Genomic DNA, 14,566 nt, shown 5'->3' with positions numbered 1-14,566 from the left:
TGACAATTATCATCGGTTGGTGCTATTTTTATTCCTATAATATTATGACTTTACTTTTAGTATCTTTGCTAAAGGAGGGTTATGTTTGTGTAAATATTTTCCTCTAAATTAAGCAATAATTTTATGAATAGTCACTTAGATCCTGAGAAATCTAACTTTTCTTCTGAAGAAATAGATATAGAAAAAGCACTTAGACCGTTGTCTTTTAACGATTTTACAGGACAAGCATCGGTGTTAGAAAATTTAGAGATTTTTGTAAAGGCAGCCAATTTACGTGGCGAAGCTTTAGATCATACCTTATTTCATGGACCTCCGGGACTAGGTAAAACTACTTTGGCAAATATTTTAGCTAATGAATTAGAGGTAGGAATTAAAATAACTTCGGGCCCTGTGTTAGATAAACCAGGTGATTTAGCTGGGTTATTAACCAATTTAGATGAAAGAGATATTTTATTTATAGACGAGATTCATAGATTGAGTCCTATTGTAGAAGAATATTTATATTCTGCCATGGAAGATTTTAAGATAGATATTATGTTAGAATCGGGGCCTAATGCTAGAACCGTACAAATTAATTTGAATCCGTTTACATTGGTAGGTGCCACCACACGTTCTGGGTTACTTACAGCACCTATGCGTGCTCGTTTTGGTATTCAGAGTAGGTTACAATATTATTCTACCGAACTTTTAGCAGATATTGTACAGCGTAGCTCTAGTATTTTAAGAGTACCTATTAGTATGGAGGCGGCTATAGAAATTGCTGGAAGAAGTAGAGGTACACCTCGTATTGCAAATGCATTACTACGTAGAGTTAGAGACTTTGCTCAAATAAAAGGTAATGGGTCTATAGACATAGAAATTTCTAAATATGCCTTGAAAGCATTAAATGTAGATGCGCATGGCTTAGATGAAATGGATAATAAAATATTAACTACCATTATAGATAAGTTTAAAGGCGGGCCTGTAGGTATTACCACATTGGCTACGGCTGTTTCTGATAGTGCCGAAACCATAGAAGAGGTATACGAACCTTTTTTAATTCAACAAGGCTTTATTATTAGAACCCCAAGGGGAAGAGAGGTAACAGAGTTAGCTTATAAGCACCTAGGGAGAGTGAAAGGGAATATACAAGGCGGATTGTTCTAATACCTTATGATGAGTTTGCAAAAAGAAATACCTACCGTTTCTACCTTTCGGTTTTTAAGAAATGCAGCACAGATTCTTAAAAATCCGTTGCCATTTCATCAGGCTAATTTTAAAAGACTGGGAGATACGTTTCGATTGAAAATAGGGAATAAAACCTCGTTATTGTTTTCAAGAGATGCAGGGTTAACTAGGTATGTATTGCAGAAAAACCAAAAGAACTTTTATAAGTCTAGCATACAAACCGATGATTTAGCTAAGTATGTTGGCTATGGGTTGTTAACCACCAATGGTGAACATTGGCGAAAACAACGAAAGTTGATTCAGCCTGCTTTTCATAAAAAACATCTGGTACGCTTATTAGAAACAGTACAAAAAGCGATAGTTGCCGAAATAGATAAAATTACTGTAGAAAATCCTATAGATATTTTTCCTATCCTTAACGATTTGGCTTTTCAAACCGTAGTTAAGGCTTTATTTAGTGGTGCTGCTAATTCTGATGATATTAACAATCTTCAGGAAATTACGGAAACAGCCCAAAAAATGTTAGTGTCGGAATTGCGTCAACCTTATAAAGCATGGTGGTTTAAGTTAACGGGCAAGATAGAGCGAAATGTTGCCTATGCTCACCAGGCTAGAACCATCTTAAAACAAATTGTTGCTGAAAGAAGGGATGAAGGGAAACGCTATGGCGATTTACTAGATATGCTATTGGAGGCTACCTATGAAGATGGTGGTGTTATGGAAGAGGAACAATTAATAGATGAAATATTAATATTATTTATTGCAGGGCATGAGACTACTTCTAATGCGCTTACGTTTTTCTGTGAATTAATGGCAAGAAACCAAGGTGTTCAAGAGAAGTTAGCTAAGGAGGTGCAAGAAAACGCTTCTTTAGATCTCATGAGCAGTATTCAGCAGGGTACTTATGCAAATGCTGTAATTAATGAAGTGATGCGTTTGTACCCACCAGTATATTTTATAGATAGGGTTTGTTTAGAGGATGATGTATATAATGATATTCGTATACCTGCTGGTGCAAATATATTAATGTCGGTTTACGAAATTCATAGGAGTGCAGCTTTTTGGGAAGACCCGCTAATGTTTAAACCCGAACGTTTTGAGGATGCAACAGTACTGAGCAATGGTGCCTATTATCCGTTTGGTGCAGGGCCTCGTAAATGTATTGGTAATAATTTTGCCATGTTTGAAATGGTGTTAGCAGTTACAGAACTCTTAAAACGTTTTAAAATAGAAGCAAAAGGTACCCCTATTGAAATTTTACCGTTGATTACCTTAAAGCCTAAGAATGCTATCTTGCATTTTAAAACGCGATAATTTTTTTGGAGGCTACCACTATTAGATATACAGACTTTATTAAAACCAAAGCAAAGGAGCTTGGGTTTTTGGCTTGTGGTATCTCTAAAGCTACCTTTTTAGAAGAGGAAGCACCGCGATTAGAAAAATGGTTGAACGATGGTAGGCATGGGAAAATGCATTACATGGAAAATCATTTTGATAAACGTTTAGACCCGCGTTTGTTGGTAGATGATGCAAAATCAGTGATATCTTTATTACTAAATTATTACCCTTCAGAAATGCAAACAGAAAATGCACCTAAACTTTCTAAATATGCGTATGGTACCGATTATCATTTTGTGATAAAAGATAAATTGAAAACACTTTTAGAAGCTATTCAAGAGGAGATAGGAGAAGTAAACGGTAGAGCATTTGTAGATTCGGCACCGGTGTTAGATAAAGCTTGGGCGGCTAAGAGTGGTTTGGGCTGGATAGGTAAGCACTCTAATTTGTTAGCCAAACAAACAGGATCTTTTTTCTTTATAGCAGAACTTATTATAGATCTGCCATTGGTATATGATGCCCCAACTACAGACCATTGTGGTAGTTGCACTGCTTGCATAGATGCATGCCCTACCGAGGCTATTGTGGGACCTTATGTGGTAGATGGTAGTAAATGCATTTCTTATTTAACTATTGAGTTGAAAGATAATATTCCGACTGAATTTAAGGGTAAAACAGATGATTGGATGTTTGGCTGTGACGTTTGCCAGGATGTGTGTCCCTGGAATCGTTTTTCAAAACCGCATAATGAACCATTGTTTAACCCGCATCCTGATCTTTTGGAAATGACTTATAAAGATTGGGAAGAACTTACCCAAGAAACCTTTAGTAAGGTGTTTAAAAAGTCTGCTGTAAAACGTACTAAATACGTTGGTTTGAAAAGGAATATTGAGTTTCTTAAGTAAAACTATTTGTTTACAGATGTAATCTGATTTTTTCATTTTCTTACAATTTCGATTGTGTTAATATGATATTTGTCAAATTAAGGGTTAAAGTATTGTTCATTTGTAAAATTTATAAGACTTTTTTTACCAATACTTGTATATTTGTTAGGCTTGCTTAAAAAATATAATATGACAAAAAAACAAAGTAGGAGAAGAGAAGCTTTGGTTTACCACGCAAAACCACAGCCAGGAAAAATAAAAATAGTACCAACCAAACCATATACTACACAAAGAGACCTTTCTTTGGCATACTCACCAGGAGTAGCAGAACCGTGTCTTGAAATTCATAAGGATACCAAAAATGTATACAAGTATACTGCTAAGGGTAATTTAGTAGCTGTTATTTCTAACGGAACAGCAGTGCTAGGTCTTGGTGATATTGGTCCGGAGGCTGCTAAGCCAGTAATGGAGGGTAAAGGATTACTTTTTAAAATTTTTGCTGATATAGACGGAATAGATATAGAGCTAGATACAAAAGATGTAGATAAGTTTGTTGAAACCGTTAAAACGATAGCGCCTACTTTTGGAGGAATTAACCTAGAAGACATTAAAGCTCCTGAAGCTTTTGAAATAGAAAGAAGGTTAAAAGAAGAGTTAGATATTCCTGTAATGCATGACGACCAACATGGTACTGCAATTATTTCGGCAGCAGCCTTGTTAAATGCGGTTGAGATTGCAGGGAAGAAAATGGAAGAGATAAAGATTGTTATAAGTGGAGCAGGGGCTGCTGCTGTGTCTTGTACACGTTTGTATAAGGCGTTTGGAGCTAATGGAGATAATATTGTAATGTTAGATAGTAAAGGGGTTATTCGTAAAGACCGTGAAAACCTTACTGCTGAAAAATTAGAATTTGCTACCGATAGAAAAATAGATACGCTAGAGGAAGCTATGGTAGATGCCGATGTGTTTATTGGTTTATCTGTAGCCGATATTGTTTCTCCTGAAATGCTAACGTCTATGGTGGAGAATCCTATTGTGTTTGCTATGGCAAACCCTAATCCTGAAATTGATTATGATTTAGCAGTAGCTACGCGTAAAGATATTATTATGGCTACGGGAAGATCTGATCATCCTAATCAGGTGAATAACGTATTAGGTTTCCCTTTTATTTTTAGAGGCGCTTTAGATGTAAAGGCTACTAAAATTAATGAGGAAATGAAAATGGCAGCTGTAAAAGCCTTGGCTGAATTGGCTAAAGAACCAGTGCCTGAACAAGTGAATATAGCCTACGGAGAAACCCGTATGACTTTTAGTAGAGATTATATTATTCCTAAACCTTTTGATCCTAGGTTAATTGCTAAAATACCACCAGCAGTAGCAAAAGCTGCAATGGAAAGTGGTGTGGCAACCGATGAAATTACCGATTGGGAGAAATATGAAGAGGAGTTGTTAGAGCGTTTAGGGAACGATCATAAGCTTGTGCGTATGCTTCATAACAGAGCTAAAGCAAATCCTAAAAAGATTGTTTTTGGAGAAGCGGATCATTTAGATGTATTAAAAGCAGCTCAAATTGTAAATGATGAAGGTATTGGAGTACCAATTCTACTAGGAGATAAGAATAGAATTTTAGAATTGATGGCAGAATTGGAGTTTGATGCTGATGTTGAAATTATTGACCCTAAAACCGATGACCGATTAGATTTAATAGAAAAATATGCACAGAAATTCTGGGAGTCTAGAAAACGTAAGGGGATAACCTTGTATGAAGCTAGACGAAGAATGAGAGAGCGTATATACTTTTCTTCGCTCATGGTAAATGAAGGCGATGCTGATGCTATGGTTACAGGGTATTCAAGAAGTTATCCTTCAGTAGTAAAACCTGTATTGGAATTGATAGGAAAGGCGAAAGGAGATCATATTGTTGCTGCAGCAAACCTAATGCTTACTGATAGAGGTCCGATGTTTTTAGCAGATACAGCTATTAATATTAACCCAAATGCAGAAGAGTTGGTGCAAATTGCAGTGATGACGTCTCGTGTAGTGAAAATGTTTGGCTTAGAACCTGTAATGGCTATGTTGTCTTATTCTAACTTTGGTTCTTCTCATAACGAATCTGCAGACAAGCTAAATAAAGCAGTAGCAGATTTGCATAATAATTTCCCTGATTTAATTATAGACGGGGAAGTGCAGTCAGATTTTGCATTGAACCAAAAAATGATGCAAGACAAGTTTCCTTTTTCTAAACTGGCAGGTAAAAAAGTGAATACGTTTATTTTTCCAAATTTAGATGCTGCCAATATTACCTATAAGGTAATGAAAGAGTTAAACGGTGCAGAATCTATAGGGCCAATGCTCATAGGGTTAAATAAACCGGTGCACATATTTCAGTTGGGGGCAAGCGTAAATGAAATGGTAAATATGGCTGCTATTGCTGTGGTAGATGCGCAGGAAAAAGAAAAGGCATTCGCTTCAAAGTAAAAATGTGCTCTTGATGTAAAGTTCAAAAGCTTTGTAAATAATTTTATTACATTTGGGGTTCAGCATTTTGATCTAACGATGATAACTCATATAAACGGAAAGTTAACCGAAAAAAATCCAACCTATGTGGTCATAGACTGCCACGGGGTTGGATATTTTATTAATATATCCCTAAATACCTATTCTAGTATAGGGGAAGGAGAACAGTTAAAATTATTTACACATCTCCAAATTAAAGAAGATGGACACACGTTATATGGTTTTTACACCAAAGTAGAACGTGAAATTTTCAGACTACTCATTTCTGTATCGGGTATTGGTCCTGGAATTGCCAGAACCATGCTCTCCTCTTTAACACCTAAAGAAGTGTCTACAGCTATTGCAACAGGCAATGTTTCTGCTATTCAATCTGTAAAAGGAATAGGAGCCAAAACAGCCCAACGTGTAATACTAGATTTAAAAGACAAGGTACTTAAAATTGGTGAAATTGAAGATATTAACATTTCAATGGGCAATACCAATAAAGATGAGGCGTTATCTGCATTAGAGGTTCTTGGTTTTTTAAGAAAGCAAGCTGAGAAAGTGGTCCAGAGAATTGTATCAGAGAACTCAGAACTAAGTGTTGAAGCAATTATTAAAGAAGCACTTAAAAGATTATAATGACTAACAACTATACTAACCATTTAACTAACTTAGTGTCGCGCAACTATTTTAAAATTACTTTTTGGGTCTTATTGTTTTGTGTTAGCGGAACCCTATATGCCCAAGATGATGATGGAAATAATACATCGGTGGGTTATGCAACCGGAGAAATTGAACTCCCAGACCCTGGGAGTGTAGTTGGTAAATATACATACAACCCAACGTTGAATATGTATATTTATAACCAAACTGTAGGAGATTATAATGTGTCATACCCAGTAGTGTTAACACCTGAGCAGTATCAAGATTTGGTATTGCAGGAGAGTATGCGTGATTATTTTAAAGAAAAAATTAGTGCTGTTGATGGTAAAACCCAAGACGGAGAAGAAGCACAGAAAAATTTACTTCCTAGTTTTTACGTAAATAATAGTTTTTTTGAATCTATATTTGGTGGTAATACAATTACAGTAGTGCCTCAGGGTAGTGTGGGTATCAATTTGGGTATCCGTTACCAAAAAACAGATAATCCTTCGGTTTCACCAAGAAACAGAAGTTCGCTAAGTTTTGATTTTGATCAACAGATTAGAGTAGCACTACAAGGTAAAGTAGGTGAAAACTTAAATGTAAATGCAAATTACGATACCGAGGCTACCTTTGATTTTCAGAATCTTATTAAGCTAGAGTATACACCTAATGAAGATGCTATTATACGTAGTATAGAAGTAGGTAATGTTAGTATGCCTTTAAGTAACCAGTTAATTTCTGGTGCGCAAAGTTTATTTGGGGTTAAAACACAACTTCAATTTGGAGGTACTACTATTACAGGGGTGTTTTCTGAACAGCGCTCAGAAACTAAAAGTGTTACCTCTCAAGGTGGTGGTACTATTAATGAGTTTGAGTTAAGAGCCTTAGAGTATGAAGCTAATAAGCACTTTTTCTTAGCTCAGTACTTTCGAGATGTATATGACTACAATGCAGAATTATATCCTTTTATACGAGGGGGAATTCAAATTACAAATATTGAGGTTTGGGTAACTAACCGCGGACAGTCTACTGATAATGTTAGAAACATAGTAGCTATTCAGGATTTAGGTGAATATCAGTCTGATGATGATAATACCCGTTTTGAGCGTCAAAACTATCCGTATTCAGGATTCTTTAATACCAATTCAACAGGGCCTAATGCTTTACCGCGTAACAACGCGAATGATTATGACCCTACTCAAATAGGAGGTTCTTCTGTGTTAACCAATGCGGTTAGAGAAACGGCAACGGCTTCTAATGGTTTTGGGGCTTTACAACCCTATGTGTCTCAAGGGCTAGATTATGGTATTTTAGAGAGTGCTCAAAAGTTAGTTAGAAATCAAGATTATACATTTAATCAGCAGTTAGGATATATTTCCTTAAGTCAATCTTTGTCTAATGATGAGGTGTTAGCTGTAGCTTTCCAGTATACTTACCAAGGGCAAGTGTATCAGGTAGGTGAATTTGCAAGTGATGGGGTAAGTGCTACCGATTCTCAAACAGATACCGATGGGAATATAGTGGTAACCAATAATGCATTGGTGGTAAAAATGTTAAAGAGTAATATTACCAGAGTAAAAGATCCTATCTGGGATATTATGATGAAGAACGTGTATTCTACAGGGGCATACAATATTTCTCCAGACGATTTTAGAATGAGTATTTTATATACAGATCCTTCTTCTGTAAACTATATTTCTTCAGTAGATGATACTACATGGCCAGCTGGGCTAGAACAAAGATCGTTACTAAACGTTTTTGGGGTAGACCGCTTAAATGTTTATGGCGATGTGCAAACCGGTGGTGATGGTTTCTTCGATTTTTATGATGGATTGACCATTGATCAGCAAAAAGGAAAAATAATATTTACCAAAGTAGAGCCTTTTGGAGAGTATTTATATGATCTTTTAGGTGGAGGTATTTATTATGATGATGATGTAAGTTACGAGACTAGTTTAAACCCTAACCAAGAGAAGTACGTGTTTAGGGAAATGTATAAGAAAACAAAGGCTAATGCAACTGAAGATGCAGAGAAGAATAAGTTTGTATTAAAAGGTAGATATAAGTCTGAGGGTGGTTCTTCTGATATTCAACTTGGGGCGTATAATGTGCCTAGAGGGTCTGTTACTGTTACAGCAGATGGTAGAACGTTAACAGAGGGTATTGACTATACGGTAAACTATCAGGCCGGTACGGTGCAAATATTAGACCCTACCTTAGAAGCTTCTAATGCTACTATTAATGCTACGGTAGAGAATAACTCTTTATTTGGGCAGCAAACAAGACGTTTTTCAGGGGTTAATGTGGAGCATAAGTTTAATGACGACTTTATTATTGGGGGTACCTTAATTAATATGTCTGAAAGACCTTTAACACAAAAAACAAATTACGGGCAAGAATCTGTAAATAATACCATTTATGGGTTAAATGCTACGTATGCTACAGAGGTTCCGTTTTTAACTAGGTTGGTAAATAAGTTGCCGAATGTAGACACAGATGTGCCTTCTAGAATTTCGGTTCGTGGTGAGTTTGCTTATTTAAAAGCAGGAACTAACAAAAATGCTGATTTTGAAGGAGAAACTACAGCTTATATTGATGATTTTGAAGGAGCACAAACTGCAATAGATATTAGTGGAGCTTTATCTTGGTCGTTAGCCAGTCCGCCTGTAAATTATGGAGGTGAGTTAAATAATGATGATATTGCCGCAGGGTATAAAAGAGCTAAGTTAAACTGGTATACTATTGATCCTATTTTCTATACCAATCAGCGTCCTACCGGAATTACAAACGATGATCTTTCATTAAATTCTACGCGTAGGGTATATATAGATGAGATTTTTCCTGAACAAGATGTTTCTCAAGGACAAACTACTGTACAGGCTACGCTAGATTTAGCATACTACCCACAAGTAAAAGGAGCTTATAATGATAACCCAACGTTTTCAACTGTAAATGCAGACGATAAGTTTGGAGGTATTATACGTCCGGTTTCTACTACTAATTTTGAACAGTCAAACGTAGAGTTTATTCAGTTTTGGGTGTTAGACCCATATTACCAAGATGGTGTATTGTCTGGTGAAGATGGAGAGCTAGTATTTAACATGGGGCAAATTTCTGAGGATGTTTTAAAAGATGGTAGAAAGCAATACGAGAATGGTTTAAATGATGGTTTAGAAACTACTACTAGTTGGGGTAAAGTACCACAAACTACCTCGTTAGTATATGCTTTTGATGACGATGAAGGAGCAAGAACGGCGCAAGATGTTGGTTTTGATGGTTTAACAGATGCAGAAGAAGCAGGGTATTATCCTAACAACGCAGCATTAAACCCAGATGACCCGGCGCAGGATAACTACCAGTATTATTTGAATGCAGATGGAGGTATTCAACAACGTTATTATAGATATAATGGGTCGCAAGGAAATTCACCGGTAAGTACGGGAGATAACCAAGGGTCTACTACCTTACCAGATGTAGAAGATGTAAACCGCGATTTTACTATGAACACGGTTAATAGTTATTTTGAGTACCGTGTACCTGTAAGGCCTAACTTAACAGTAAACGACCAATATGTAACCGATATTAGAGAGGTGCAAGTGGAAACGCCTAATAGTAATTCGTATACAGTTCGTTGGATTCAGTATAAAATTCCGTTAGATACCCCAACTAGTTCTATTGGAGGTATTGAAGATTTTACTTCTATTACGCACTTGCGTATGTTCTTAACTGGTTTTAATAATAACGTAGTGTTACGTTTTGGTACCTTAGATTTAGTTAGAGGAGATTGGAGAACCTACAGTAATACACTTGAAACGAACGAAGATGATCCTGCTGATGATGGAACTTCTGTTGAGGTTGCTACTGTTAATATACAAGAAAATGAAACCAGAGAGCCAATACCTTACGTATTGCCTCCGGGGGTTATTAGAGAGCAATTGAATAATAACAATACGGTTGTTAGACAAAATGAACAATCTTTATCTTTTACTGTTTGCGGTTTAGAGCCTTTAGATTCTAGAGGGGTTTATAAAAATGTAAATGTAGACTTTAGACAGTATAAGAACCTTAAAATGTTCTTACATGCTGAAGAAGCTAATAACATGCCGTTGTATGATAATGATTTGGTAGCATTTATTAGAATTGGTACCGATTTTACCGAGAACTTTTATCAAATTGATGTGCCATTACAAGTAACTGCACCAGGATCTTCTACGGCGGAATTGGTGTGGCCAGATGAAAATAACTTGGAGGTAGTATTGGAAACATTAACCGATATGAAAGCGCAAGGAATATCAGATGGTTCTTTAAGTGAATTGGTGTTTTATGATGAAGATTTGAATATGGTAGCGGAGGGTGTGCCTTATAATACCGGAGAGTTTAGATATGGTATAAAAGGAAATCCGTCTTTAGGTAATATTCAAGTGCTGATGGTAGGTCTTAAAAACCCTTCAGATATTAATACGGTATGTGGTGAGGTTTGGTTTAATGAATTGCGTTTATCTGAAATGGAAAGCTCAGGAGGTTGGGCTGCGGTAGGTCAGTTTGATGCTAATTTAGCCGACTTTGCAACAGTGTCTGCAACAGGGCAAGTTACTACTATAGGTTTTGGAGGTATAGAAGATACACCTACTGAAAGAAGTATGGAGGATACCAAAAGCTTTTCTGTGGTAAGTAATGTTCAGCTAGGGCAATTATTACCAAAAAATTGGGGCTTGCAAATACCTTTCAATTATAGTCATTCTGAAGAATTAATAACCCCTGAGTATGATGCATATTATCAAGATTTAAAACTTCAGGATAGAATTGATGCTGCCGATACACAGGCAGAGAAAGACGAGATACTACAGCAATCGCAAGACTTTACTAAAAAGGAAAGTATAAACTTTATTGGGGTTAGAAAAAATAGAGGGGCAGAACAGAAACCTCATTTTTATGATGTAGAGAACTTAACCTTTAACCAGTCGTATACAGAAGTGAATCACCGCGATTATGAAATTGCTTTTTATCGTAATCAAATGGTACGTACAGAGGCGGTATATTCTTATAGCTTTCAGCCATTAGATATAGAGCCTTTTGCAAATGCAGATTCGTTATTTACAGGTGGGTACTGGCAATGGTTAAAAGATTTTAATGTGAGTTTATTGCCGCAGAATGTTTCTGTTACCTCTAGTATTAACAGGTCTTTTAATCAGCAACGATTTAGAGATGTTTTAGCAACAGAAGGAAGTTTGCCACCAACCTTAATTCAGTCTAGAAATTTCTTGTTTGATTGGCAATATGCAATTAGTCACCAGTTAACAAAATCGTTGAGTCTTAACTTAACAGCGTCTAATAATAATATTGTTAAGAATTATTATTTAACAGATGATAATGGAGATTTCTTGTATGATGAGGAGGGTAATAAATTGGTAGATTCTTCTAAAGATATTTGGAGTAATTACTGGGATACAGGGGAGCCAAATCACCATGCGCAATCACTGAAAGTAAACTATACCATTCCGTTTAATAAAATTCCGGTATTACAGTTTATGAATGGTAGTTACCAGTATACGGGAGACTTTGATTGGCAGCGTGGATCAGATATTTTACAGCAAGAATCTGGTCAAAATATTAACGTAGTGCAGAACGCTAATACACATACCTTTAATACTGGGTTTAATATGGAGCGTTTGTACCGTTATTTAGGGTTAAAAACGCAAAAGCGTAGACGTACCCCAACCAGAGCTGGTGGTATAAGAGCAGGTAGACCGGGGGCGCCACAAGCGCCTGGCGAAGAGAATCCTGAGGAGAAGAAAAATGCTTTTAAGGACGCATTTATAAGCACGGTAACAATGGTGAAACGTATGAATCTTAGTTATCAAGAAACAAACGGTACGGTATTGCCAGGGTATACCAATAGTATTGGGTTTATTGGTACTACCAGACCTACTTTAGGGTTTGTTTTTGGTAGTCAGGCAGATGTGCGTTATGAAGCCGCTAGAAGAGGTTGGTTAACTACGTATGATGAGTATAATGAGCAGTTTTTACAGGTGAATACACAAACGTTGAACTTTACTGCTGAAATTGAACCAATCCCTGATTTGAAAATTAATTTATCGGGAGACAGAACTTATTCTGATTCGTATGCAGAGTCGTTTACAGTAGAAGATTTAGATGCAGATGGTACGCTAGATTACAATATGCAAATAGAAAACAGATATGGGAATTTTAGTATTTCTAATAATATGATTTCTACGGCATTTGAAAAGGCGGGTCAGGTAGATTCTCAAGCATTTGAAGATTTTAAAGAGAACCGATTAATAGTAGCAAGACGTTTAGCAGATGATTTCTATGGACCTAATAATTACGGTGTAGATGAAGATGGGTACCCTGAAGGATTTGGTAAAAGTAGTCAGAAGGTATTATTGCCTGCATTTTTATCTGCCTATAGTGGTACAAGTGCTGGTAAAATTAAACTTAGAACATTTAGAGATATTCCAATTCCGGGATGGACATTAAAGTATACCGGATTCATGAAATTTGATTGGTTTAAAGAGAAGTTTACGCGTTTTTCAGTTTCTCATGGATATAGATCTAGTTACACCGTAAATCAATTTACAACCGATTTGGACTATGAGCCAGGGTTGAACGGATTGACTTATGATAACCAACCAGCAGAAGCTATCAATGCAGGCGGAGATTTTAAAAGTAAATTGGCGTACTCTACAGTGAATTTAGTAGATCAGTTTAATCCGCTTGTACGTGTAGATTTTGAGATGAAGAATTCGATTAGTATGGCAGCTGAGCTTAGAAAAAACCGTTCACTTTCATTAAGTTTAGATAATCAATTACTAACTGATTTATCGGGTAACGATTATGTTTTTGGTATTGGGTATAGAATTAAAGATTTAAGGTTAACCACTAATATGGGAGGCAAGAAAACTACCTTCTCAGGAGATCTTAACTTAAAGGCAGATGTTACTTTAAGTGATAACATTACAGTAATAAGATATTTGAACCTAGATACCAACGAAGTAACCGCGGGGCAATCTGTGTGGTCTTTAAAGTTTACAGCAGATTATGCGCTTACTAAAAATATAAATGCACAGTTTTATTATGATCATTCGTTTTCTCAGTTTGCTATTTCAACGGCTTACCCACAAACTACTATTAGATCTGGCTTTAGCATATTGTATAATTTTGGTAACTAATTTGTTTTTCTAATCAAAATAAAGGGTTATTTTTGGCACTTTAATAGATTAATTTAATTGGTAAAAAATGAACATACCTGCAGATTTAAAGTATTCTAAAGATCATGAATGGGTTAAAATAGAAGGTGATATTGCTATTGTTGGTATTACTGATTTTGCTCAGAGTGAGCTAGGAGATATTGTATACGTTGAAGTAGATACAGTAGATGAAACTTTGGATAAAGAAGAAGTTTTTGGAACTGTAGAAGCAGTAAAAACAGTATCTGATTTGTTTATGCCTATAAGCGGAGAGATTGTTGAGTTTAATGAAACTCTTGAGGAAGAACCAGAATTGGTAAACTCTGATGCTTATGGTAACGGATGGATGGTTAAAATTAAATTTTCTGATGCTTCAGAAGTAGAGGATTTATTAACGCCGGAAGCTTACAAAGAATTAATTGGTGCTTAATAAAAATAAATATCTCATTGCTTTAATAGGCTGGATAAGTTTTGTTACTTATTTAAGCTTGTTTAATATGAGTGATGCTCCTAAGATAGAGATTGAAAACTTTGATAAATTAGTACATGCAGGTTTTCACTTTATTGGAACCATTTTATGGTATTTATTTATTAAGTTAGAGCTAAAGAATAAGTATCTAAGACATAGTTTAATTTTAGCTATGGCTATAGATTTTCTGTATGGTTGTATTATAGAAGTATTGCAAAAAGTACTTACAGAAACTAGGCATGCAGATTTATTTGATATCTTGAGCAACGCAGTTGGCATAGTTATTGCTGCTGTGTTAGTGAAGATAATAATTAAGAAAACCAGTAAGTAGAGGTTTTTTTAATTGAAATAAATAA

Annotated in this window: 8 protein-coding genes; all 8 read left to right on the top strand. The window is 35.9% G+C overall.

Annotated features, from left to right (window positions below; translation table 11 throughout):
* Positions 1-123: 123 nt before the first annotated feature.
* The 8 genes from ruvB to Y10_RS15410 all read left to right on the top strand — a co-directional run bounded on the left by ruvB (position 124) and on the right by Y10_RS15410 (position 14,541).
* Entirely contained in the window at positions 124-1,146 is a 1,023-nt protein-coding gene (ruvB, locus tag Y10_RS15445) for a Holliday junction branch migration DNA helicase RuvB (RefSeq protein WP_281766317.1), read from the top strand.
* A 9-nt stretch (positions 1,147-1,155) separates the two neighbouring features.
* The gene (locus Y10_RS15440) at positions 1,156-2,481 is read left to right on the top strand and encodes a cytochrome P450 (protein ID WP_281766438.1); all 1,326 of its coding nucleotides are present in this window, start codon (positions 1,156-1,158) and stop codon (positions 2,479-2,481) included.
* A 5-nt stretch (positions 2,482-2,486) separates the two neighbouring features.
* On the top strand, positions 2,487-3,410 hold the full coding sequence (gene queG / locus Y10_RS15435) for a tRNA epoxyqueuosine(34) reductase QueG (RefSeq protein WP_281766316.1): 924 nt from the start codon (positions 2,487-2,489) through the stop codon (positions 3,408-3,410).
* A 168-nt stretch (positions 3,411-3,578) separates the two neighbouring features.
* Entirely contained in the window at positions 3,579-5,867 is a 2,289-nt protein-coding gene (locus Y10_RS15430; RefSeq protein ID WP_281766315.1) for an NADP-dependent malic enzyme, read from the top strand.
* A 78-nt stretch (positions 5,868-5,945) separates the two neighbouring features.
* The gene (ruvA, locus tag Y10_RS15425) at positions 5,946-6,527 is read left to right on the top strand and encodes a Holliday junction branch migration protein RuvA (protein ID WP_281766314.1); all 582 of its coding nucleotides are present in this window, start codon (positions 5,946-5,948) and stop codon (positions 6,525-6,527) included.
* A complete protein-coding gene (sov, locus tag Y10_RS15420) occupies positions 6,527-13,723 on the top strand; it encodes a T9SS outer membrane translocon Sov/SprA (RefSeq protein WP_281766313.1) in 7,197 nt (2,398 codons plus the stop codon). The genes ruvA and sov overlap by 1 nt, the downstream gene beginning before the upstream one ends.
* 67 nt (positions 13,724-13,790) lie before the next feature.
* A complete protein-coding gene (gene gcvH / locus Y10_RS15415) occupies positions 13,791-14,171 on the top strand; it encodes a glycine cleavage system protein GcvH (protein WP_281766312.1) in 381 nt (126 codons plus the stop codon).
* Positions 14,172-14,238: 67 nt separating this feature from the next.
* Positions 14,239-14,541, top strand: coding sequence for a VanZ family protein (locus Y10_RS15410; protein ID WP_281766311.1), 303 nt, complete (start codon positions 14,239-14,241; stop codon positions 14,539-14,541).
* Positions 14,542-14,566 lie beyond the last annotated feature (25 nt).

It is taken from the genome of Neptunitalea lumnitzerae, assembly GCF_027924185.1.
Taxonomy (GTDB): Bacteria; Bacteroidota; Bacteroidia; order Flavobacteriales; family Flavobacteriaceae; genus Neptunitalea; species Neptunitalea lumnitzerae.
Note: the sequence above shows the minus strand (reverse complement) of the source record. Positions and strands in the feature narration are given on the sequence as shown.